The sequence below is a fragment of the Aquamicrobium ahrensii genome (assembly GCF_040545755.1).
GTDB classification, from domain to species: domain Bacteria; phylum Pseudomonadota; class Alphaproteobacteria; order Rhizobiales; family Rhizobiaceae; genus Mesorhizobium; species Mesorhizobium ahrensii.
The window spans coordinates 344,319-366,185 of sequence record NZ_JBEPMN010000003.1; the positions used below are offsets into that span (position 1 = coordinate 344,319).

20 protein-coding genes are annotated in these 21,867 nt (G+C 64.0%); 9 read left to right on the forward strand and 11 right to left on the reverse strand.

All coding sequences use genetic code 11. The features are described from left to right. Positions 1-9: 9 nt before the first annotated feature. Complete coding sequence (locus tag ABID44_RS06665) at positions 10-933, reverse strand: DMT family transporter (protein ID WP_354150908.1); 924 nt, start codon at positions 931-933, stop codon at positions 10-12. Positions 934-1,252: 319 nt separating this feature from the next. On the opposite strand from ABID44_RS06665, the gene ABID44_RS06670 reads away from it, so the two are divergent. Further along, the gene (locus ABID44_RS06670; RefSeq protein ID WP_354150909.1) at positions 1,253-1,714 is read left to right on the forward strand and encodes a MaoC family dehydratase; all 462 of its coding nucleotides are present in this window, start codon (positions 1,253-1,255) and stop codon (positions 1,712-1,714) included. Continuing rightward, positions 1,711-2,190, forward strand: a complete 480-nt coding sequence (locus tag ABID44_RS06675; RefSeq protein WP_354150910.1) for a MaoC family dehydratase — start codon at positions 1,711-1,713, stop codon at positions 2,188-2,190. Before ABID44_RS06670 ends, ABID44_RS06675 begins: the two co-directional genes overlap by 4 nt. 84 nt (positions 2,191-2,274) lie before the next feature. Here the strand turns inward: ABID44_RS06675 and ABID44_RS06680 are convergent, their stop codons facing one another. From ABID44_RS06680 to ABID44_RS06705, 6 genes are all read right to left on the reverse strand, one after another. Continuing rightward, positions 2,275-2,820 (reverse strand): adenine phosphoribosyltransferase, encoded by a 546-nt coding sequence (locus ABID44_RS06680; RefSeq protein WP_354150911.1) that lies wholly within the window; start codon positions 2,818-2,820, stop codon positions 2,275-2,277. Positions 2,821-3,025: 205 nt separating this feature from the next. Further along, complete coding sequence (locus tag ABID44_RS06685) at positions 3,026-3,883, reverse strand: cytochrome c1 (RefSeq protein ID WP_354150912.1); 858 nt, start codon at positions 3,881-3,883, stop codon at positions 3,026-3,028. 29 nt (positions 3,884-3,912) lie between these two features. Continuing rightward, the gene (locus ABID44_RS06690) at positions 3,913-5,217 is read right to left on the reverse strand and encodes a cytochrome b (protein ID WP_354150913.1); all 1,305 of its coding nucleotides are present in this window, start codon (positions 5,215-5,217) and stop codon (positions 3,913-3,915) included. 16 nt (positions 5,218-5,233) lie between these two features. After that, on the reverse strand, positions 5,234-5,821 hold the full coding sequence (gene petA / locus ABID44_RS06695; RefSeq protein ID WP_378226868.1) for a ubiquinol-cytochrome c reductase iron-sulfur subunit: 588 nt from the start codon (positions 5,819-5,821) through the stop codon (positions 5,234-5,236). A 226-nt stretch (positions 5,822-6,047) separates the two neighbouring features. After that, the gene (locus ABID44_RS06700) at positions 6,048-7,928 is read right to left on the reverse strand and encodes an ABC transporter ATP-binding protein (RefSeq protein ID WP_354150915.1); all 1,881 of its coding nucleotides are present in this window, start codon (positions 7,926-7,928) and stop codon (positions 6,048-6,050) included. Between the two features lie 58 nt (positions 7,929-7,986). Further along, positions 7,987-9,873 (reverse strand): ABC transporter ATP-binding protein, encoded by a 1,887-nt coding sequence (locus ABID44_RS06705; RefSeq protein ID WP_354150916.1) that lies wholly within the window; start codon positions 9,871-9,873, stop codon positions 7,987-7,989. A gap of 443 nt (positions 9,874-10,316) precedes the next feature. On the opposite strand from ABID44_RS06705, the gene ABID44_RS06710 reads away from it, so the two are divergent. Further along, positions 10,317-10,781, forward strand: coding sequence for a tRNA (cytidine(34)-2'-O)-methyltransferase (locus tag ABID44_RS06710; protein WP_354150917.1), 465 nt, complete (start codon positions 10,317-10,319; stop codon positions 10,779-10,781). Positions 10,782-10,785: 4 nt separating this feature from the next. Here ABID44_RS06710 and ABID44_RS06715 read toward each other — a convergent pair whose 3' ends face one another. Further along, the gene (locus tag ABID44_RS06715) at positions 10,786-11,043 is read right to left on the reverse strand and encodes a hypothetical protein (RefSeq protein WP_354150918.1); all 258 of its coding nucleotides are present in this window, start codon (positions 11,041-11,043) and stop codon (positions 10,786-10,788) included. A 97-nt stretch (positions 11,044-11,140) separates the two neighbouring features. Between ABID44_RS06715 and hemF the strand changes: the two genes are divergently transcribed. Together hemF and ABID44_RS06725 are read left to right on the forward strand one after the other, a co-directional pair. After that, positions 11,141-12,058, forward strand: coding sequence for an oxygen-dependent coproporphyrinogen oxidase (hemF, locus tag ABID44_RS06720; protein ID WP_354150919.1), 918 nt, complete (start codon positions 11,141-11,143; stop codon positions 12,056-12,058). Positions 12,059-12,140: 82 nt separating this feature from the next. Beyond that, the gene (locus tag ABID44_RS06725) at positions 12,141-12,326 is read left to right on the forward strand and encodes a DUF1059 domain-containing protein (RefSeq protein WP_354150920.1); all 186 of its coding nucleotides are present in this window, start codon (positions 12,141-12,143) and stop codon (positions 12,324-12,326) included. On the opposite strand, the gene ABID44_RS06730 is transcribed toward ABID44_RS06725, so the two are convergent. From ABID44_RS06730 to ABID44_RS06740, 3 genes are read right to left on the reverse strand one after another with little or no spacing between them, the layout of a single operon-like run. After that, positions 12,310-13,584, reverse strand: coding sequence for a CCA tRNA nucleotidyltransferase (locus ABID44_RS06730; RefSeq protein ID WP_354150921.1), 1,275 nt, complete (start codon positions 13,582-13,584; stop codon positions 12,310-12,312). The genes ABID44_RS06725 and ABID44_RS06730 overlap by 17 nt on opposite strands. Beyond that, positions 13,581-14,213, reverse strand: coding sequence for a CoA pyrophosphatase (locus ABID44_RS06735; protein WP_354150922.1), 633 nt, complete (start codon positions 14,211-14,213; stop codon positions 13,581-13,583). Before ABID44_RS06735 ends, ABID44_RS06730 begins: the two co-directional genes overlap by 4 nt. A 5-nt stretch (positions 14,214-14,218) precedes the next feature. Then, positions 14,219-14,848 carry a DUF1285 domain-containing protein gene (locus tag ABID44_RS06740; RefSeq protein ID WP_354150991.1) on the reverse strand — a complete coding sequence of 210 codons (630 nt, stop codon included), beginning with the start codon at positions 14,846-14,848 and terminating at the stop codon, positions 14,219-14,221. Between the two features lie 157 nt (positions 14,849-15,005). Here ABID44_RS06740 and ABID44_RS06745 point away from each other — a divergent pair, with 157 nt between their 5' ends. The 4 genes from ABID44_RS06745 to ABID44_RS06760 are packed head-to-tail and all read left to right on the forward strand — an operon-like array spanning position 15,006 to position 21,826. After that, complete coding sequence (locus ABID44_RS06745) at positions 15,006-16,010, forward strand: AAA family ATPase (protein WP_354150923.1); 1,005 nt, start codon at positions 15,006-15,008, stop codon at positions 16,008-16,010. Then, positions 16,010-16,930: a DUF58 domain-containing protein gene (locus tag ABID44_RS06750; protein ID WP_354150924.1), complete on the forward strand. Its 921-nt coding sequence runs from the start codon at positions 16,010-16,012 to the stop codon at positions 16,928-16,930. The genes ABID44_RS06745 and ABID44_RS06750 overlap by 1 nt, the downstream gene beginning before the upstream one ends. Next, positions 16,927-19,743, forward strand: coding sequence for a DUF4159 domain-containing protein (locus tag ABID44_RS06755; RefSeq protein ID WP_354150925.1), 2,817 nt, complete (start codon positions 16,927-16,929; stop codon positions 19,741-19,743). The genes ABID44_RS06750 and ABID44_RS06755 overlap by 4 nt, the downstream gene beginning before the upstream one ends. A 4-nt stretch (positions 19,744-19,747) precedes the next feature. Then, positions 19,748-21,826 (forward strand): hypothetical protein, encoded by a 2,079-nt coding sequence (locus tag ABID44_RS06760; RefSeq protein ID WP_354150926.1) that lies wholly within the window; start codon positions 19,748-19,750, stop codon positions 21,824-21,826. Positions 21,827-21,867 lie beyond the last annotated feature (41 nt).

Consider the following 21,867-nt stretch of genomic DNA (forward strand, 5'->3'; position numbering starts at 1 on the left):
TTACTTTGCCTATCCGCTCCGGCGGGCACGCGCCTGCGGCCTTGCCAGCCAGATGCCGAACAGGATGGCGAGGCCGCCGAGCCCCTGAAGTGGCGTGATGGCTTCTCCAAGCACGAGCCACGCGAGCGCAGACGCCACCAGCGCTTCCATGAAGATCACCAGTGACGAGAACATCGAAGGCAGCGTTCCCAGGGCATAGGAAAGCAGACCCTGGCCTCCGACATGGCTGATCGCAGCCAGACAGACCAGTATCAGCCAGCCGGTGGCGCTCGACGGAAACATCTGCTGGCCATAGAATATCCAGGCTCCCGCCGCCGCCATGGCAAGCAGGACCGACGTGATGACGGTCATATGGAAGGTGATCCACGCCGCCCCCTCGGTTTCCCGCGCCCGCTCCACCGTAAGGAAATAGATGCCGAAGAACAGGCCGGTGAGCGCCCCGTAGAAATCACCGAGCAGATGATCGGGCGACAATTCGAAAGATCGCCAAATCAACGCGCCGCCGCCGGCAAGACAGAAGACAAGGCCCACGGCGGACGAGGGGGTGACACGGCGTCCAAGCATGATCCAACCAAGTAGGCCGACCCAAAGCGGTGCAGTGGTGGCGAAGAAAGTGGAGTTGGCGATAGTGGTGTTGAGAATTGCAAGATGCCAGAAAAACAGATCGCCCGCGAACGCAAGACCGGTTGCGATCACCGCCGGCGAAAACCGCTTTTTCGATACGACCGCTTTACTGCGCCGCTGTTCGATCCGCATCCAGGCAAACAGAAACGGCAGCGCCAGGAACACACGGTAGAAAGCGCTTGCGAAAGGACCGACATCGGAAAGCCGCACCAGAATCGGGGATATCGCCATTGCAAGCGCCCCGGCCACGAGGGCAGTGAGAGCCGGCCACATCGTATTGGCTGGCGCATTGTCAACCGAGACTGACATCGCTGTATCGATCCTTGCTGGAAGCAGCAGACCTGCTATTGAGCTTCTTTAGTCAGCCGATCGACCAAACACAATGTGACCTCCGTCGATATCAAGGAATAGAGGAAAAGCGCACGTCGCCCCGTAGTCCGAGGCGGGCGATCTGATATCGGCAAGCACCCACAGACGGGTTTCAACAACGGCGGACACCCCCTTTGCGCGCTGTTCTCACCTGAGGCGCCCGCCAGATGGCCTGCTCTGACAACCTCCATCAAACCTGCTTGCGAAACTACCCGTCAGCGGCCATGATAATCGTACAAGATTGAACTGGATTCCATGGATGACTGCGAAGAAATGGGCCTATGAGGATTTCGAGGTCGGCGCTTTGCTCGACCTCGGCTCCAGGGTGGTGACGGCCGCAGAGATCATCGAGTTTGCCCTGGAATTCGACCCCCAACCCATGCATCTCGACGAGGACGCAGGCAAGGCGAGCGTGCTGGGTGGGCTCGCTGCGTCCGGCTGGCACACATGCTGCATCTTCATGCGCCTGATGTGCGACGCCTTTCTGCTCGACTCGACCTCGCAGGGCTCGCCCGGCATCGATCAGGTCAAATGGAAGAAACCGGTGCTGGCCGGCGACACCTTGAGCGCCCGCTCCAGGATACTGAGCAAACGGCTGTCGTCTTCCCGGCCGGACCTCGGGTTGGTCAGCATACGCACGGAGATGATGAACCAGCGCGGCGAAAGCGTCTTCGAGTTGCAGAACACCGGGATGTTTCTGCGTCGGGAGGCCGCTCAGTGAACCTGAATGAATTTTTCGACATCGGCGTCAGCCGGACACTCGGAGCCCACACCTTCCAGGCGGAAGAGATCAAGGCGTTCGCGGCGAAATTCGACCCGCAACCCTTCCATATGGATGAAGAGGCTGCGCGCGACAGCGTGCTGGGTGGGCTGTGCGCCTCGGGTTGGCATACGGCGTCCATGTGGATGCGCTTCAACGCGATTGACCGGAAGACCGCTGTGATGAACTGGAAGGGTGATGGGCCCGCGCCTGAATTCGGGCCCTCCCCCGGCTTCCGTAACCTGAAATGGCTGAAGCCTGTCTATGCCGGCAAGACAATCACCTTCGCCCGCACCGACCTCAGGCATCGCCCGCTCGCCTCGAGGCCGGGCTGGATACTGCTCGATGTGAAAGGCGAGGCTTTCAGCGACGGGGGCGTCAGGGTCTTCGAGTTCGAGAACGCTTTGCTGGTGAGGGTCGCAGAAGAGCAGGCATGAGGACGCCTGTCCCGGAACCGGAAGGATCGGGTCGACGCTGGGTCCGCATCAGGCCGCAAACCTCGGCTTTTATGCTTCGGAGATTTACTCGCCTTCGAACGCGATCAGCGTGCGGACAGGAACCCCCAGCGCCTCCAGCTTGCGGCGACCGCCAAGGTCCGGCAGATCGATGACGAAACAGGCGGCCACTATGTCCGCGCCGATCTGACCGAGCAGCTTTACCGCCGCTTCGGCTGTGCCGCCCGTGGCGATAAGATCATCGATCAATATGACCTTCTCGCCGGGTTTGACGCCATCGCGGTGCATCTCCATCTCATCCAGCCCGTATTCGAGACTGTACGCCACCCGGACGATGTCATGCGGCAGCTTACCCCTCTTGCGGATCGGCACGAAGCCTGCGCAAAGCCGGTGCGCAACCGCACCACCGAGGATGAAGCCGCGCGCCTCTATCCCGGCAATCTTGTCGATGCCTGTGCCGATGAAAGGCTGCGCCAGTCCTTCTACGGCCGTGGCGAAGGCGTTGGCGTCCCCCAGAAGCGTGGTGATGTCGCGAAACTGGACGCCGGGCTTCGGATAATCGGGAATGGTGCGGATGGAGGAAAGGAGCCGGTCTTCGGCGGAATCGGTCATGTGCGGTTTCCAGTTGCGTGCTGCAGCGTTTCGCGATCTTCCAGATTCGCTACATTCGCTTCAGATTCTTGCTTTTACCCATGCCTTCGGCCCGAAACCGGTCCCCACTTTCGGCAGACATGCTTTAGTTTGGCGTCTTGCGGCACAAAAGAAAAGGGCGCCGATCAAGCGCCCTTTTCCTTTCGGTGCACCAGATACCGGCAGATCAGTGCGGGACGCTGGCCCACACCCTGCGCTTGGTGGCGTACATCAGACCCGCGAACAGGACGAGGAAGACCATGACCCGGAAACCGGTCTTCTTGCGATCCTCAAGATGCGGCTCAGCGGCCCACATCAGGAAGGCGGACACGTCGCGTGAATACTGGTCGACGGTCTGCGGCGCACCATCGTCATAGGTCACCTGATCGTCGGACAGCGGCGCGGCCATGGCCAGCGACTTGCCGCCGATGAAATAGGGATTGTAATGCGTGCCCTCGGCGATCTCCATGCCGGCCGGCGGCTCTTCTTCATAGCCGGTCAGCAGCGAATAGATGTAGTCCGGCCCGTTCTCCGCATACTGCGTGAAGATGTCGAAAACGAAGGTCGGGAACCCGCGCTCGACGCCACGCGCCTTGGCGATCAGCGAGAAGTCCGGGGGAGCCGCGCCGCCATTCGACGCCGCAGCCGCCTGATGGTTCGGGAACGGCGGCGTAAAGTAGTCGGACGGCAGGCCCGGACGCTCGAACATGTCGCCGTCGTCATTCGGGCCATCCTCAATGGTGTACTCGGCGGCGAAGGCCTTCACCTGCGCTTCCGAATAGCCGAGATCCTCAAGCGTGCGGAACGCCACCAGATCCATGGAGTGGCATGCCGCGCACACCTCCTTGTAGACCTTGAGGCCGCGCTGGAGTTGCGCCTTGTCGTAGGTGCCGAACGGACCGGCGAAGCTCCATTCCACCTGCTTGGGCTTGTGGATGGGGAAATGCGTCGGTTCAGCCGCGTTGTGCTCATCGTCCTGGGCGATGGCTGCACCTGCAGCCATCACGAAGCCTATGGCCGCCAGAGAAGCGAGAATCTTCTTCATACTCAAATTCCTCTCGAAAGACTCTTCGCTCAGCCTCGGATTTCCGCAGACGCGGCAGCGCCTTCAGGGTGAACTGCGCCACCAGCCTTGTTCTTTTCCAGAACCGCCTCGGTGATCGAGTTCGGCAGACGCCTCGGTGTCTCGATCAGGCCCAGCACCGGCATGATCACGATGAAGAACGCGAAGTAGTAGAGCGTCGCGATCTGCGCCATGATCACATAGGAACCCTCCGCCGGGCGCGATCCCAGCCAGCCAAGGAAGATGCAGTCGATCAGGAAAATCCAGAAAAACAGCCTGTACCAAGGGCGATAGACCGCCGAACGGACCTTCGACGTGTCGAGCCACGGCACCACGAACAGCACCGCGATCGCGCCGAACATGGCCAGGACGCCGCCCAGCTTGGAGTCGATCGGGCCGATGTTGAAGGTGATGGCGCGCAGGATCGCGTAGAACGGCAGGAAGTACCATTCCGGAACGATGTGGGCGGGCGTCTTCAGCGGGTCGGCCTGAATGTAGTTGTCGGGGTGGCCGAGATAGTTCGGCATGTAGAAGATGAAGTAGGCGAAGACCATCAGGAACACGATCATGCCCAGCGCGTCCTTGATGGTCGCATAGGGCGTGAAGGCGACCGTGTCGGTCTTCGACTTCACCTCGATGCCGGTCGGGTTGTTCTGGCCGGTGACGTGCAGGGCCCAGACGTGCAGCACGACCACGCCGGCGATCATGAACGGCAGCAGATAGTGCAGCGCGAAGAAGCGGTTCAGCGTCGGGTTGTCGACGGCGAAGCCGCCCAGCAGCAGTTCCTGAACCCAGTTGCCCACCAGCGGGATGGCGGTGAAGAAGCCGGTGATGACAGTCGCGCCCCAGAAGGACATCTGCCCCCAGGGCAGAACGTAGCCCATAAAGCCAGTCGCCATCATCAGCAGGTAGATGATGCAGCCGAGAATCCACAGCAGCTCGCGCGGCGCCTTGTAGGAACCGTAATAGAGCCCGCGCATGATATGCAGGTAGACGGCGACGAAGAAGAACGACGCGCCGTTGGCGTGCATGTAGCGCAGCAGCCAGCCTGAATTCACGTCACGCATGATCTTCTCGACGGAAGCAAACGCGATGCCCGTGTCGGAGGCGTAATGCATGGCCAGCACGATACCGGTGAGGATCTGCAAGACCAGCATGATCGAAAGGATGCCGCCGAACGTCCACATGTAGTTCAGATTGCGCGGCACCGGATAGGCAATGAAGCTGTCATAGACAAGCCGCGGCAGCGGCATGCGCGCGTCGAACCAGCGGCCAAGGCCGGTCGTCGGCGTATAGGTGGAGTGTCCCTCGCTCATCGAATTGTCCCCTGCCTCAGCCGATGCGGATCTTGGTGTCGGAAATGAACTCGAAGACCGGCACGGTCATGTTCTCGGGCGCCGGGCCTTTGCGGATGCGGCCGGCCGTGTCGTAATGCGAACCATGGCACGGACAGAACCAGCCGCCGAAGTCGCCCTGCTGGCCGAGCGGAATGCAGCCGAGATGGGTGCAGACGCCAACCATGACCAGCCAGTTTTCCTTGCCCTCGCCAGCCGAACGGTCGACGTCGGAGGCAGGCGCGTCGGAAGCGATGTTGGCGTTGCGGGCCAGCGGGTCCTTCAGCTCGTCGAGCTTGACCGCCTGGGCCGCCTCGATTTCCTGAGGAGTGCGGTTGCGCACGAAAACAGGCTTGCCGCGCCACTTGACCGTCAGCGACATGCCCGGCTCCAGCGCCGCGACGTCAACTTCGACCGACGACAGCGCGCGGGTAGAAGCATCGGGGCGCATCTGATCGATGAACGGCCAGGCCACAGCACCCGCGCCAACAACGCCGGCCATGCCGGTGGCGATGTACAGAAAATCTCGCCGGGCTGGATTTTCAATATCGGTTTCGCTCACGGGTGACTGATCCTTTCGCCTCATTCGCGCCGAAAGATCGAGCCTTTTCCGCTCAAACACCAGCCTTTTACGCATGGCGACAGGCTAGCGAACTCCTCCGGCATTTTGACTTCGGTTTATGCGCGAAGCCATCACTTGTCCAGACCGCAACATGAAGATGGGCAGATTGTCGCGGTCAGTGAAAAATGCCGGTTTTTTCCGCCTTTTAGCTCTTCCGCCGTAAGCGCCAGATGCAGCCTCCACGCATCTTTCAGGCCGGGCGCGTCTCTTCCAGAGGGCTTTCTTCATTGAACAGGAAACCGCCGGATTGCCGCTTCCAGAGCCTTGCATAGAGCCCGTCCAGCGCCACCAGTTCATCGTGCGTGCCCTCCTCCACGATGCGGCCATGATCGAGCACGACCAGACGGTCGAGCGCTGCGATGGTGGACAACCGGTGCGCGATGGCGATGACCGTCTTGTTCTCCATCAGCCTGTGGAGATTTTCCTGGATCGCCGCCTCCACATCCGAATCGAGGGCTGAAGTCGCCTCATCGAGGATGAGAATCGGCGCGTCCTTGAGGAAGACCCGCGAGATCGCCACGCGCTGGCGCTGCCCGCCGGAGAGCTTGACGCCGCGCTCACCGACAAAAGCGTCATAGCCTTTGCGGCCGCGGTTGTCGCGCAACGCCATGATGAACTCATGCGCCTCCGCCTTCTTCGCCGCCGCGATCACTTCCTGATCCGTCGCATCAGGCGCGCCCAGCCTGATGTTGTCACGCAGCGAACGATGGAACAGCGCCGTCTCCTGGCTGACGACGCCAATATTGGCGCGCAGCGAGTTTTGCGTCACGGTGCGTATGTCCTGCCCGTCGATGAGGATCGACCCGCCCTCGGTGTCGTAAAGGCGCAGGATGAGGTTCACGAGCGTGGTCTTGCCCGCGCCCGATGGACCAATCAACCCGATCTTCTCACCGGGGCGCACGACCAGATCGATGCCGTCCAGAACGCCCTTCTTCTGGCCATAATGGAAGGTGAGGTCGCGCACCTCGATCCCGCCGCCCGTGACGACAAGTTCCTGCGCATCAGGCGCATCGACCAGCCCCAGAGGTTGCGAGATCAGTTCCTTGGAGTTCTCCAGCACGCCGAGATTCCGCAGTATGCCGTTGAGCTGCATCATCAGCCGGCCAAGCAGCATATTGAGGCGCAGCACCAGCGACAGGGTGAAAGCGACCGCGCCGACGGTGATGGCGCCCTCCACCCACAGATAGACGGCAAAGCATGCGATCAGCGTGATCATGACGCCGGACAGCGCCGTCAGCGCCATGCGCACGCCCGTGAGCCGCCGCGTGAAGGGCCGCAGCGCCCCAAGATAAATGTCGAAACCGCTGCGCAGATAGCGGTCGTCGCCATCCGCGGCGAACAGCTTCAGCGTCTGCACATTGGAATAGGAATCGACAATGCGGCCATTGATCATCGAGCCGGCCTCCGCCGTCGCCTCCGCATGGACGCGGATTTCCGGCAGATAGATGCGCGCCAGCCAGCCGAAGGCGACGATCCACAGCACCACCAGCGCAGCCAGCCGCCAGTCGAGACCGGCGACCAGCGCCAGCGTCGTGATCGTATAGACGACCATGAACCACACGACCTCGATGAAGCTCTCCATGAGATCGCCGGTGGCCTGCCCCGCCTGCCACACCTTGGTGGCGATGCGGCCAGCGAAGTCGTTCTGGAAGAACGAATAGGACTGGCGCGAGACATGCCGGTGCGCCTGCCAGCGCACCAGATTGTAAAAGCCCGGCGTGATAGTCTGCTCATCGAGCAGCGCGGAAAGACTGACCACAATGGTGCGGCCGACCAGAACCACGGCGATCATGAAAAGCAGTTCTCCGCCGGCCGCATCCCACAACGCCGTCCAGCTTCGCTCCGCAGGAAGCTGATCGAGTATATCGACCAGCCGCCCGACGAAGTAGAAGAGGCCCGCTTCCACAAGCGGCGCCACGCCGCCGATGAGCATCATGGCGAAGAAGGCGAACTTCGCCTGGCCCACATAGTGCCAGAGGAAGCCGCCGACAGTCGCCGGCGGCCTCAGCCTCGCAGGCTCCCGAAAAGGGTCGACCCTCGCTTCGAACCAGTTGTAGACGGCCTTCATCATCGCGGGCGTCTCGCCGGCTCAGCGCCGAAAAATTGCCGTTCGGCGGGGCATGTCTCGATCATTCGGCCGGCTCTTCTCCAAGTTCGAGATTCATGCGGGCGGCGGGTTCGTGCTGGCCGTCATCGACCAGGAAACCACCTGACTGACGTTGCCAGAGCTGCGCGTAAAGGCCATCCGCGCCAATGAGCTCGTCATGCGTTCCATCCTCGATGACCCGCCCTTTGTCCATCACGATCAGCCGGTCCATCGCCGCGATGGTTGAAAGCCGGTGAGCGATGGCGATGACGGTCTTGCCGTGCATGAGCCTGTAAAGGTTCTCCTGAATGGCGGATTCGACCTCGGAGTCGAGCGCGGAGGTCGCCTCGTCGAGGATGAGAATCGGTGCATCCTTCAGCATAACACGCGCGATGGCGATGCGTTGCCTCTGGCCGCCCGACAGCTTCACGCCGCGCTCGCCGACATGAGCGTCCAGCCCCTTGCGCCCTTTGGCGTCAGAAAGCCCGGCGATGAAGTCCAGCGCCTCGGCCCGCCGCGCCGCCTCGATCACCATCTCCTCGGTAGCATCGGGGCGGCCGTAGAGGATGTTGTCGCGCACCGAGCGGTGGAGAAGCGAAGTGTCCTGCGTGACCATGCCGATACGGGCGCGCAGCGAATCCTGCGTCACGCCGGCGATGTCCTGCCCGTCGATCAGGATATGCCCGCGCTCAAGGTCGTAGAAGCGCAGCAACAGGTTGACCAGCGTCGATTTGCCTGCGCCCGAGCGGCCGACAATGCCCACCTTCTCGCCTGGCTTCACCGTCAGCGACAGATGCTCGATGATGCCCTTCTTCTTGCCGTAGTGGAAACCGATGTCAGCGAAGCGGATCTCGCCCTTGTCGACGACCAGCCCCTTTGCGCCCGGTCTGTCCTCGACCAGACGGGGCATGGAGATGGAGCCTATGCCATCCTGAACCGTGCCGATGTTCTCGAACAGGGCCGAAACTTCCCACATGATCCATTGCGACATGCCCCACAGCCTCAGAACCAGGCCGATGACGACGGCGACTGCACCGATCGACACTTGCTCATTGAGCCACAGCCAGATCGACAGGCCCGCCACCGAAGCCAGAAGCATCGAGTTCAGCAGGTAGAGCACGCCATAGAGGCTGGTGACCAGCCGCATGGAGCGATAGACCGTATCGAGAAACAGCGCCATGCTCTCGCGCGCATAGCTCGCCTCGCGCCCGGCATGCGAGAACAGCTTCACCGTCTGTATGTTGGTGTAGCTGTCGACGATGCGGCCCGTCATCAGCGAGCGGGCATCGGCCTGCTCCTTGCCCACCTTGCCCAGCCGCGGCACGAAGTAGCGCAGCAGGACCAGATAGCCGGCCAGCCACATCAGCAGCGGCGCGACCAGCCGCCAGTCGGCAGAGCCGACGATGAACAGCACGCCAAGGAAGTAGACGATGACGTAGTTGAGCACATCGACCAGCTTGATGACGCAGTCGCGTACGGCGAGCGCCGTCTGCATCAGCTTGGTGGCGATACGGCCGGCGAACTCGTCCTGATAGAAGGTCATCGACTGTTTGAGCAGGTAGCGATGCACCTGCCAGCGGATGCGCATGGGATGGTTGCCCATCAGCGTCTGCGTATGGATCAGCGACTGGAACCACACCGTCGCCGGCAACAGCACCAGCACCACAAACGCCATTCCGGCCAGCTTCCAGCCTTCAGTCTGCAGGAAGGTCTCGCGGTCGTGCGCCGACAGCCAGTCAACGATCGAGCCGAGGAACTGGAACATCCACACCTCTGTGATGGCGATCGCTGCGATCAGCACCGCGTCTATGGCGATATAAGGCCAGGCGCCACGCGTGAAATGCACGCAGAATGCGACCAGGGATTGGGGCGGTTCTATCGGTTCCTCTGCGGGGAACGGATCGAGCTTCTTTTCAAACCAGCGAAACATCTTTGTTCTCTTGCGTTCAAATTTCGATGTCCGCAAAACGGCGCGGAAGCGCTCGAATCGCGGCCGCGCATGCGGGGAATATAGGACCGCCTGACGGAACGCCCATGGAAGGGCGGCGAACGAGGCTAAGGCTTCAAGATCTGATGGTCGGAACAATTCGGGATTCCTGCTCGAAACCGGGAAAGGTTCAGGCGGGAATCGAATCGAACGTGCTGGCGGGATCAGATGACGTCGAACCGACTGCCGCCGTCAGGCGCGTGGCGCGAGGCGGGAACTGACTGGGTACATCAGCATATGCATTCTCCGCCTCCTTCTGTTCGAGTTGACAATGGCGCTCTCTTATACCCATTCGCAGATCATGGCCAGACGACAGACGCGCCCCGGCACTTGGGGAGAGCGATGCAGTCCCCCGCCTGTGACCGAACTGCAACTTGGAACTGGGCATGCCTCTGGAAAACATCCCGCGCATCGCGCTTTACCAGCCGGACATCGCCGGAAATACCGGCACCATATTGCGGCTTGCGGCCTGTCTCGGAATCGGCGTCGACATCATCGAGCCTGCCGGCTTCGACCTATCGGACCGCACCCTGAAACGCGCCGGCATGGATTATCTGGAAATGGCGGCGCTCACCCGGCATGTCGACTGGAACGCGTTCGAGGCGGCGCGGCGCGCTAAAGGTCGCCGGCTGGTGCTGCTCTCGACCAGGGCCGCGACCGCCTACACCGACTTCGCCTTCGCGCCGACCGACACCTTGCTGTTCGGGCGCGAATCGGCCGGCGTCCCCGACCATGTTCACGAGACCGCCGAGGAACGTCTGGTCATTCCGATGGTGGAAGGCGCGCGCAGCATCAATATCGCGTTATCCGTCGCAATGGTCGCCGGGGAAGCGCTTCGCCAGTTGCCGTGAAGCCTCAATCGGCTGCCGGCAGCCGGCGGATGGTGAACTCGATGATGTCGCCGGGGCGTTCGAACCAGCTTTCGATCTCGGTCCAGTAAGCCTGCTTCGGCCAGCGCTGGAACCATTCCTGCGCCTTGGCGCGCGCCTCGGGGCGGGACAGAACGAACGTCTCCCTGAGGAAGCCGTCGCGCGACTTGCCGCCGCGCTCGATGCGGCTGCGTTCCAGCCGCTTCTTCAGACCATCCAGCGGCGGTCTTGCGGGCGTGCGCAAAAAAGCCTCCTTGACGCTTTCCCCACAGAGATTAGGGATCACGGCCACAAAAGACGAGTCATTTTACGGGCCATGCGGTCCGGAAGCGGAGACGCCAGTGCAGCAACGACCCGAGATTCCGGCAGGTTTGCCGGCTGACATCGAAGAGAAGAAGCAGGCCGCAAGGATCTGGTTCGAGGAGTTGCGTGACCGCATCTGCGCGGCGTTCGAAGCTCTTGAGGACGAATTGTCCGGCCCGCAATCCTCCTGGACGTCCGGCCGGTTCGAGCGCAGCCCCTGGGACCGCGACGAAGGTCGCGGCGGTGGCGGCGTCATGTCGATCATGAAAGGGCGACTGTTCGAGAAGGTCGGCGTGCATACCTCCACTGTTTACGGCGAGTTCTCTCCGGAATTCCGCAAGCAGATACCCGGAGCGGAAGAAGACCCCAGCTTCTGGGCAAGCGGCATTTCGCTGATCGCGCATCCCTGGAACCCGAATGTGCCGACTGTGCACATGAATACGCGCATGGTCGTCACTTCCCGGCAATGGTTCGGCGGCGGGGCCGATCTCACGCCGGTGCTCGACCGTCGCCGCACGCAGGAAGACCCTGACACCGTCGCCTTCCATCGCGCCATGCAGTTCGCCTGCGACAAGCATGCCGGCGTGGCCGACTATCAGCGCTACAAGGACTGGTGCGACGAATATTTCTTCCTCCCCCATCGCAACGAACCGCGCGGGATCGGCGGCATCTTCTTCGACTGGCTGCATTCGGACGCGGAAAGAGGCGGCTGGAAGGCCGATTTCGCCTTCGTGCAGGATGTCGGCCGCGCTTTCCTCGTCGCTTACCAGCACATCGTGCGCAAGAACTTCAACGACGGCTGGACCGAGCAGGATCGTGAGGAACAGCTTGTGCGCCGGGGCCGTTACGCCGAATTCAACCTGCTCTACGATCGCGGCACCACTTTTGGCCTGAAGACCGGCGGCAACGTGAACTCGATCCTGTCCAGCCTCCCTCCCGAGGCCAAATGGCCGTGACCCGGACACATCGCCTCCCTTCTTGCAACAATAGTGGGGCAAATGTGTTATCCTTGCCTGTCAGACAGGAAAGGAGGAACCGATGAAGGAATTTCATTGCGGGTCGCTCGTCCCCGGCTGTGAATGGCACACCCGCGCCGACGAGGAGGCGGAAGTCATGCGCCGCGCTGTCGAGCACATGCGCGAGACCCATGGCGAGACCGTGATTCGTGAAACGATGGTCGAGGCCATCCGCTCGCGCATCGAAAAAGTCAGGGACGCGGCCTGATCTCGTCTGCGGCGCGCTCGAGCAGCGCGTCGCGCCCGATCGCGAAACCGCTGCCGATCCAGTCCTGTTCGAGGCGCTTGAGCACAAGCCCGAGCTGTGGTCCGGGCGCAAGCCCCAGCGCCTTCAAATCCGCGCCGTTGAGCGGAAATTCCGGCCTGGTCCATTTCCGCGCAAAGCCGAGCTGGCGGGAATAGCCGCCGGCCTCGGCCAACGCCTTGTCGTCTTCTACCGCGCGGGCGCGCGCCGAGGAAAGCGCAAGGCGAAGCCGGTCCACGACGGCCTGAGCATCGCCGGCATAAAGCTGGCGGGCGAGCGCCCCCTCAGCGGTATCCGCTTTCACATTCGCTGCCAGCGCCCATTGCACCAGACGGTCGGCTTCCGCCCGCGACATGCGCATGCGCTTCGCCAGGTCTTTCATGCGTGAGGGGTCCGGCGGGAGCATCGTCTCCAGCCGCAACATGGGGTCAACCGGCCAGCCGAGATCGGCCTCGGCGCGCACCAGCGCATGAATCCCGTCAATGCCCCATTTCTCACTTTCGGGCAGGATGCGCGACAGCACCCCGGCCTGGCGCATCCAGAGCAGGGCGCGCGACGGATCAGGAGCGGAGAGCAGCTTTTTCAGTTCCGCCCAGACGCGCTCGGCGGACAGGTGGTCGAGCCCTTCTTTCAGCCGGGCGCAGGCTTTCAGGCCCTCGCCGTCCGGGCGGCCGTCGCCATACCAGGCGAAGAACCGGAAGAAGCGCAGAATGCGCAAATAATCCTCGCGGATGCGCGCTTCCGGGTCGCCTATGAAGCGCAGTCGCCGCGCCTCGATGTCTGCGAGTCCGCCAACCAGATCGATGACGGCGCCGTCAGCCTCGGCATAAAGCGCGTTGATGGTGAAGTCGCGCCGTTCCGCATCCGCCTTCCAGTCACGCCCGAAGGCGACGCGGGCATGGCGTCCGTCCGTCTCGACGTCGGCGCGCAAAGTCGTGACCTCGAACGGCCGTCCCCCGGCGACGACCGTGATGGTTCCGTGGTCGACGCCGGTCGGAACAGGCTTGAAGCCAGCTTCCTTCGCCCGCCGCATGGTCTCGGCGGGCGGATTCGTTGTGGCGATGTCGACATCCGCCACCGGCTGGCCGAGCAACGCGTTGCGCACCGCGCCGCCCGCGATCCGCGCCAGCTCGCCGTCCGCGCTTAAAACCGACAGCAGGAGTTGCAGGTTCTCGTCCGCCAGCCAGTCGCCACGCCCGGCAATGCTCACCTTGTCGCTCACGCATAGAGCCTTTCATAAAGGGTGCGGATGATGCCGGCGGTGACGCCCCAGATATACTGGCCGTCATAGGGCATTTCGTAGAACACCCATTCGAGATCGTTCCACATGCGGCTGCCCTGCCGGTGATTGGCCGGATCCATGAGGAAGCGCAGCGGAACCTCGAAGGCGGTGTCCACCTCCTGCGGATTGAGGGTGAGGTGGAAGCCCGGCTTCACCACCGAAAGCACCGGCGCGATGCGGTAGCCGGTGCCCGAAACATAGTCCGGCATGCGCCCCACCACATCGATGAACCTGTCCGGCAGGCCGATTTCCTCCTGCGTCTCGCGCAGCGCCGCATATTCGGGCGTCGGATCGGTGGCGTCGATGCGCCCGCCCGGAAAGGCGACCTGCCCCGTATGGTTCCTCAGCGTCTCGGATCGCTTCGTGAGAAGCACGGTCGCCTCGTCGCCATGGTCCACCACCGGGATCAGAACGGCTGCGGGCCGCAACCGCACGCCGTTGTGCGACAGGCGAGGATGGCCCGGATTGAACCGATGGTCGCCATATTCGGAGACGGCCTCGATCGGCTCCACTTGCTTCTGCGCCCGCAGACGAAAAGCTTGGGCCGAGAAGGGGGAAGTGTCAGCCATGGTGCTCATCCGCCCAACTGCCGCAACCGTTCGGCCGGCATGATCGGATAGGTTTCGCCATTCGAACGCAGCGCAAACATCGCGCCTTGAGGCGTCTCCACCTCCTCGCCATGTTCGACAAGCTGGTACATGACCGGACGCGACACCAGCGCCTCCAGCCGCCCGCGCACCAGTACATAGGGCTTGAGCCCGCCGGTCTCGCCTTCCTCCACGAAGCGCATGGGGTGGCCCGGACCGGCCTCGACCACATCGCCAACATTGGTGCGGAAGGTGACGACCTGTTGTCCGTCTCGTTGCGAGATATCCGCCTCGACAGCCACGAAGGGCGCATCGACGACGCGGACGCCAACCTTTTCCACCGGCGTCACCAGATAGGTGCGGCCGTCCTCGTCCTTGCGCAGCACCGTGGAGAAGAGCTGGACAAGCGCCGGCCGCCCGATCGGCGTTCCGAGATAGAACCATGTGCCGTCGGCGCGAATCTCCATATCGAGGTCGCCGCAGAAATCCGGATTCCAGCGCTCCACCGGCGGCAAACCCTTGCCTGCGCGGGCGGCGCGCGCAATCAGCGCCTCCAGTCCACCGGCGTCTGCGGCGGCGGCGAGGCGCGGCTGTCGATCTGGCTTGCTTTCGGTCATGGTCACGAAATAGTCACTGTTGTCGCGCTTGTCAGCCTTGGCCTGTGATTTAGACTCTTCAGGTCTTTATGCAATGCTGCGAGTCAGTCCATCGTCTCAGGCCATCGTCGGCAGGCCGTTGCCCGCAAGCAGGGCCGAAAAAGAGGATCGAGGCACAATGAGCGTCATCGTCACCGAAAGCCCGATCAGCGAAAAGGACATGATCGAACAGGCCGAAAAGGCGCTGGCCGATATTTCCCGGGTGCGCGAGGGCGTCGGCAAGGTGATCTTCGGCCAGGAAAGCGTGGTCGAGCGCACGCTGGTGGCGCTTCTCGCCGGCGGCCATGCGCTGCTGGTCGGCGTGCCCGGCCTCGCCAAGACCAGACTGGTAGAGACGCTGGGCGTCGTGCTCGGCCTCGATTCCCGCCGCATCCAGTTTACGCCCGATCTGATGCCGTCCGATATACTGGGCTCCGAAGTGATGGAGCAGGACGAGAACGGCCGCCGCTCCTTCCGTTTCATACCCGGTCCCGTTTTCGCGCAGTTGCTGATGGCCGACGAGATCAACCGCGCTTCGCCGCGCACCCAGTCGGCTCTCCTCCAGGCCATGCAGGAATATCACATCACCGTGGCCGGACAGCGCTATGATCTGCCCTCGCCATTCCATGTGCTGGCGACGCAGAACCCACTGGAGCAGGAAGGCACTTACCCGCTGCCGGAAGCCCAGCTCGACCGCTTCCTGATGCAGATCGACATCCTCTACCCCGATCTTGACGCGGAACGCCGCATCCTGCTGGAAACGACGGGCACCTCCGAGTCCCGCGCCGCCAACGCCATTGGACCGGAGCGCCTGAAGGAAATCCAGACGCTTGTCCGCCGCATGCCCGCGCCTGAAAGCGTGGTCGAGGCGATCCTGAAACTGGTGCGCTCGGCGCGCCCCGGCCAGGGCGTAGCCGAAACCGACCGCGACGTGGCCTGGGGGCCTGGCCCGCGCGCCAGCCAGGCATTGACGCTGTGCGCCCGCGCCCGCGCACTCTATGACGGGCGGCTCGCCCCTTCGGTCGATGACGTGAAGGCGCTGGCGGAGCCCGTTCTCCAGCATCGCATGGCCCTGACTTTCGCCGCCCGCGCGGAGGGCATGAGCGTGCGCGATGTCGTGGCGAGGCTTGCAAAGGCGCTTTGATGCCCAGGATCGGCGAGCTCCAGGCACCTGCCGAGGCGCGCGAGGCGCTGGGAAGGGCGCGCCAGCGCGCCGCCCTCGTACCGGATCTGCTGATCGAGGCCCGCCGCATCGTCAACACGGTGGCCTCCGGCTGGCACGGCCGCCGCAAGCGCGGTATCGGCGAGAATTTCTGGCAGTTCCGGCCTTACGTCGATGGCGAATCCGTCAGCCGCATCGATTGGCGCCGCTCCGCCCGCGACGACCACACCTATATCCGCGACCGCGAATGGGAGGCCGCGCACACGGTTTGGCTGTGGGCGGACATGTCCGCCTCCATGCTCTACCAGTCGACGCTCGCCACCACTTCCAAGCAGTCGCGCGCGCTGGTGCTGGCGCTGGCGGCGGCCGAGCTTCTGTCGCGCAGCGGCGAGCGCATCGGCTGGCCGGGTCTCACCGACCCCTTCAGCGCCCGCAACGGGGCCGAACGCATCGCCTCCCATCTGGCCCATTCGGCCATGCCGCCGGAAAGGCCCGACCTTTCCGGTATCCGCCGCTTCTGCGACATCGTGCTGATCGGCGACTTCCTCGACCCTGTGGAAGACACGCTCTCATGGCTCGATCTGCTCGCCCGTAAGGGTGTGCGCGCCCATCTGATCGAGGTGGCCGATCCGGCCGAGGAGACTTTCCCCTATTCCGGCCGCACAGAGTTCACCGATCCCGAAAGCGGCGACAAGCTCACCGCCGGACGCGCCGAGATGCTGGCTGCCGACTACCGGAAGCTTTATATCGCGCGCCGTGAAGAACTGGCCGCCTATGCCAGGCGCCACGACTGGAGCTTCACCGTCAACCACACCGACAGACCAGCCTCGGAAGCGCTGGTGCGGCTGCATGCGGCGCTGACCGCTGCGGGCGGCTTTAGCGCAGGGAGGCAGTGGGCATGAGTTGGCTGCCGCTCTCTTTCGGTGCGCCGATGGTGCTGTTCGGCCTTCTGGCCCTGCCGGTGATCTGGTGGCTGCTGCGCTTCACCCCGCCCAAGCCGCAAACGGAGCTATTCCCCCCGCTGAAGATCCTCGCCCGCGTTCTCAAGCGCGAGGAAACGCCCCGGCAAAGTCCGTGGTGGCTGACGCTACTGCGCCTGCTGATGGCGGCGCTCGTGATCATGGCGCTGGCCGAACCGGTGCTGAACCCGCGCGAAAAGGTGACGACGAGCGGTGCGGGGCTGGCGCTGGTCATAGACAATGGCTGGGCTTCCGCGCCCGACTGGGACAAGCGCGTCGCCACCGCCCGCCGCCTCATTACGGACGCCGGCGCTTCCGATCTTCCCGTCGTCATCGCCTTCACCGCCGAAAAGCCCAATGCAGATATCGGTCCGTTCGACGCCAATGCGGCGCTCGACCGGCTGCGCGCGACTGCGCCGCGGCCGATTCCCACCGACCGGCAGGCGATCTACGCCCGCGTCTCCGAAACGCTGGCCTCGATGCCCGGCGCAAGCATCGCCGTGCTCAGCGACGGCCTGGAAGCGCCAGGCGACGACGAGGCGTTCCGGACTCTGCTTGCGCAAGGCGCGGCAAATCTCGTCTGGGCGGCGCCCGAGCGCATCGCGCCGGTGGCGTTGACCGCCTCGGAAAACGAGGTGGACGGCTTTTCCCTGACCGCGATCCGCGCCACCGGCAATTCCGCGCCCGCCCATCTTACGGTGGGTGCTTTCGACGACAAGGGCCGCCGCATCGCCGACGCCGCGCTGACCTTCGGCGCGGGCGAGAACGAGGCGACCGCGAAGATGTCGGGCCCGTTCGAACTGCGCAACGACTTCGCCTCCATTGCGGTTGACGGCCAGCTTCACGCCGGGGCCGTGCGCGTGCTGGACGAAAGCTCGAAACGCCGCCGTATCGGGCTGATTTCGCAAGCCGAGGCCGATCAGGCGCAACCGCTGCTGTCGCCGCTTTACTACATCCGCCGGGCGCTCTCGCCCTTCGCCGATCTGATCGAACCCGCCAACCCCGATCTCGCCGAGGCCATTCCGCAGATCCTCGAACAAAAGCCGGCGATGATCGTTATGTCCGACGTCGGCGCCATGCCCGAGCAGGCCCGGCTGAAGCTGACCGAATGGGTCGAAGGCGGCGGCACGCTGATACGCTTCGCCGGCCCCCGCCTCGCCAATGCCGGCAATGACGAATTGCTGCCTGTGCGCCTGCGCAGCGGCGAGCGCAGCTTCGGCGGCGCGTTGTCCTGGACCACGCCGCAGCCGGTGAGCGAGTTCCCTACGTCCGGCCCCTTCGCCGATCTCACCCCGCCCCGCGACGTGACTGTGAGCCGTCAGGTTCTGGCCGAGCCCTCGCCCGATATCGTGGACAGGACATGGGCGAGCCTCGCCGACGGCACCCCGCTGGTGACGGGGGCGAGGCGGGCCAGGGGCACCATTGCGCTCTTTCACATCGCGCCGACCGCGACATGGTCCAACCTGCCGATTTCCGGAACTTTCGTGGAAATGCTCCAGCGTGTGGTGCAGCTTTCCCGCAATCAGGGCAGCGTCGAGATAACCAGCGACGCGCCGGCCGCCGCGCTTGCTCCCTACCGGATGATCGCTGCGGACGGAGCGCTGGCGCCGCCCTCCCCCGAGGCGCGCCCGCTGACGCCGGCGGACCGCAACGCCGTCACGATGGAAAATCCGCCCGGCCTCTATGGTTCGGAAGCCGGCGTGCTGGCCCATAACCTGTTGTCCCCCGACAGCATGCTCACCCCCATCCGGCCCCCGCAAGCGCAGGTTCCGGTGACGAACATCGCCTATGCCTTCGACCAGTCCAGCCCGCTCAAGGGCCCGTTCATCGCCGCCGCACTTGCATTGATGGCGCTCGACACGCTGGCGGTGTTCTGGATGGGCGGCGTGATGGCGCGCCGGTCGCGCCCCGGACGCGGCGCGGCCACTGCTGCATCCCTTCTGGTTCTGTTCGCACTGCCGGTTCTTCTTGCCGGCAACGCTTTCGCGCAGGACGCCAAATCCGACGACGCCATCTCCATCGAGGCCGTTTCCACCACCCGTCTGGCCTATGTGATCACCGGCGTCTCCAGCGTCGATGCGGTCAGCCGCGCCGGCTTGCAAGGCCTCAGCCGCTTCCTCGTCGAAAAAACCGCGCTGGAACCCGGCGAACCGGCAGGCGTGGACATCGCCAGGGATGAACTGGCCTTCTATCCGCTGATCTACTGGCCGATCGACGCCGCAGCGCCGATGCCGGGTGAAGACGCCATCGCGCGCATCGACGCCTATATGCGGCAGGGGGGCACCGTGCTGTTCGATACGCGCGATGAGTATTCCAGCGGGCTCGGAGAAGGCGCGACCAGCCCCGCGACCCAGCGTTTGCGCGACATTCTCGGCAATCTCAACGTGCCGCCGCTGGAGCCGGTTCCGGCGGACCATGTGCTGACCAAGTCGTTCTTCATGCTTCCGGAATTTCCCGGCCGCTTCAACGGCAGCCCGATGTGGGTGGAGGCTTCGCTCGACGCCTCCAATGTCGACAACCGGCCGGTGCGCACCGGCGACGGCGTTTCGCCGATCCTCATCACCGCCAACGACCTTGCTGGCGCATGGGCCATCGACGCGGACGGCGGGGCGCTGCTGCCGACCGTGCCGCCGGACCCGATGCAACGCGTCTACGCCTTGCGGGGCGGCGTCAACATCATGATGTACATGCTGACCGGCAACTACAAATCCGATCAGGTGCATGTGCCGATCCTGCTCGAACGGCTGGGGCAGTGATCTCATGAACAACTGGTCGCTCTCCTTCGAACCCCTGCTTTCATGGCCCCTGCTGGCGGCCGTGCTGGCGCCGCTGGCGCTGCTTGCGCTGGCCGGCCTGTGGATGCGTCGACGCGGAGCCCTGCTGCGGCTGGCCGCGTTGGCAGCCCTTGCAGCCGCTCTGCTGAACCCTGTGCTGCTCGACGAGGAGCGCGACCCCTTGCAGAGCGTCGTCGCCCTCGTGGTGGACCGCAGCCAGAGCCAGTCGATCGGCGAGCGCGAGCGGCAGACCGACGCGGCGCTGGCCGGCATGAAGGAACGCCTCGCCCGCTTCGGCCAGTTCGACGTGCGGGTGGTCGAGACCGGACGCGGCGACGCCGCCGCCGGCGACCGCACCGAGACGCGGCTGTTCTCCGCCTTGCAGAACGCGTTCCGCGACGTGCCGAATTCCCGCATCGCCGGAGCGGTGATGATCACCGACGGTCAGGTGCATGATGTGCCCGCCACCGCGCCCGATTTCGATGCGCCCCTCCATGCGCTTGTCACCGGCCACCAGGATGAGAAGGACCGTCGCATCCGCTTCGAGAGGGCCCCGCGCTTCGGCCTCGTCGGCAAGCCGCTCGACATGACCTACCGGGTGATCGCGACCAGCGGGCAAACAGGGTCCGTCGATGTGCACATCGCCGTCAATGGCGAGGACATGGGCGTGCAGCAGGCATTGATCGGTCAGGAAACGCCGCTCAACATCATCGTGCCCAACGCCGGTCGCAACATTGTCGAACTGTCCATCCCCGCCGAGGAAGATGAGCTTACCTACACCAACAACCGCGCCATCGCGCTGGTCGACGGCATACGGGAGAATCTGCGTGTTCTTCTGGTGTCTGGCGAACCCCATGCGGGCGAACGCACCTGGCGCAACCTGCTGAAATCCGACGCCTCGGTGGATCTCGTCCACTTCACCATTCTGCGCCCGCCGGAAAAGCAGGATGCGACGCCCATCCACGAACTGTCGCTGATCGCTTTTCCCACCCGCGAGCTGTTCGTCGAGAAGATCAACGAGTTCGATCTCATCATCTTCGACCGCTACCAGCACCGCGACGTGCTGCCGGTCCTCTATTATGACTACATCGCCGAATATGTGGAAAATGGCGGCGCGCTGCTGATCGCCGCCGGCCCCGAATATGCCGGCTACAGCACCATCGCCAACACCCCGCTGATGTCGGCCCTGCCCGCCATGCCCACCGGCGAGGTGATCGACAAGGCTTTTTATCCGCGCCTCACCGAGCTGGGCCAGCGCCACCCGGTGACGCGCGGCCTCGACGGCTCGCAAGCCGAGCCGCCGCGCTGGGGACGCTGGTTCCGAACCGTGCGCATCGAAAACCCCCAGGGCGAGGTGGTGATGAAGGGGCCCGACGAGCAGCCCCTGCTCCTGCTCGATCACAGGGGCGAAGGGCGCGTTGGCATGCTGCTTTCCGATCAGGGCTGGCTGTGGGCGCGCGGCTATGAAGGCGGCGGCCCGCATGTGCAGCTTTACCGAAGGCTGGCGCACTGGCTGATGAAGGAGCCGGAACTGGAGGAGGAGCGGCTGACCGCCGACGGGCGCGGCATGGTTCTCGACATCCGCCGCCAGACGATGAGTGACGATCCGGGTCCCGCCCAGGTCACCACCCCATCGGGCAAGACGGTGGAGGTGCGGCTTGCGCAATCGGAACCCGGCATCTTCACCGGCAGTCTGGAAACCGACGAGATCGGGCTCTATCAGGTCGCCAATGGCGACTTGTCCACGCTTGCCCATGTGGGGCCTGTGAACGCGCCGGAATTCACCGATGTGGTTTCGACCACCGACAGGCTCAAGCCAGCGGCCGAGGCGGTCGGCGGCAGCGTGCGCCGGCTGGCCGGTTCCGATCCGGCCGGCGTGAACCTGCCCTCGGTCGTACCGGTGCGCTCGTCCGGCGAGGCTTCGGGCGGCGACTGGATCGGGCTGCGCAACACGCAGGACAGCGTGCTGAAATCTGTCAGCAGCGTGCCGCTGTTCGGCGGCTTCCTCGGTCTCGGGGTGCTTCTGCTGGCGCTCGGTGGCATGTGGTATCGCGAGGGGCGATAGCCATTTGAAGCGCCCTGCGTTCTGCCGAACGCACGAAGCCC

Coding starts and splice junctions, on each gene's coding strand:
- ABID44_RS06665 (WP_354150908.1), bottom strand. CDS start 933: ATGTCAGTCTCGGTTGACAATGCGCCAGCCAATACGATGTGGCCGGCT.
- ABID44_RS06670 (WP_354150909.1), top strand. CDS start 1,253: ATGACTGCGAAGAAATGGGCCTATGAGGATTTCGAGGTCGGCGCTTTG.
- ABID44_RS06680 (WP_354150911.1), bottom strand. CDS start 2,820: ATGACCGATTCCGCCGAAGACCGGCTCCTTTCCTCCATCCGCACCATT.
- ABID44_RS06685 (WP_354150912.1), bottom strand. CDS start 3,883: ATGAAGAAGATTCTCGCTTCTCTGGCGGCCATAGGCTTCGTGATGGCT.
- ABID44_RS06690 (WP_354150913.1), bottom strand. CDS start 5,217: ATGAGCGAGGGACACTCCACCTATACGCCGACGACCGGCCTTGGCCGC.
- petA (WP_378226868.1), bottom strand. CDS start 5,821: ATGAGGCGAAAGGATCAGTCACCCGTGAGCGAAACCGATATTGAAAAT.
- ABID44_RS06700 (WP_354150915.1), bottom strand. CDS start 7,928: ATGATGAAGGCCGTCTACAACTGGTTCGAAGCGAGGGTCGACCCTTTT.
- ABID44_RS06705 (WP_354150916.1), bottom strand. CDS start 9,873: ATGTTTCGCTGGTTTGAAAAGAAGCTCGATCCGTTCCCCGCAGAGGAA.
- ABID44_RS06710 (WP_354150917.1), top strand. CDS start 10,317: ATGCCTCTGGAAAACATCCCGCGCATCGCGCTTTACCAGCCGGACATC.
- ABID44_RS06725 (WP_354150920.1), top strand. CDS start 12,141: ATGAAGGAATTTCATTGCGGGTCGCTCGTCCCCGGCTGTGAATGGCAC.
- ABID44_RS06735 (WP_354150922.1), bottom strand. CDS start 14,213: ATGGCTGACACTTCCCCCTTCTCGGCCCAAGCTTTTCGTCTGCGGGCG.
- ABID44_RS06740 (WP_354150991.1), bottom strand. CDS start 14,848: ATGACCGAAAGCAAGCCAGATCGACAGCCGCGCCTCGCCGCCGCCGCA.
- ABID44_RS06745 (WP_354150923.1), top strand. CDS start 15,006: ATGAGCGTCATCGTCACCGAAAGCCCGATCAGCGAAAAGGACATGATC.
- ABID44_RS06750 (WP_354150924.1), top strand. CDS start 16,010: ATGCCCAGGATCGGCGAGCTCCAGGCACCTGCCGAGGCGCGCGAGGCG.
- ABID44_RS06755 (WP_354150925.1), top strand. CDS start 16,927: ATGAGTTGGCTGCCGCTCTCTTTCGGTGCGCCGATGGTGCTGTTCGGC.
- ABID44_RS06760 (WP_354150926.1), top strand. CDS start 19,748: ATGAACAACTGGTCGCTCTCCTTCGAACCCCTGCTTTCATGGCCCCTG.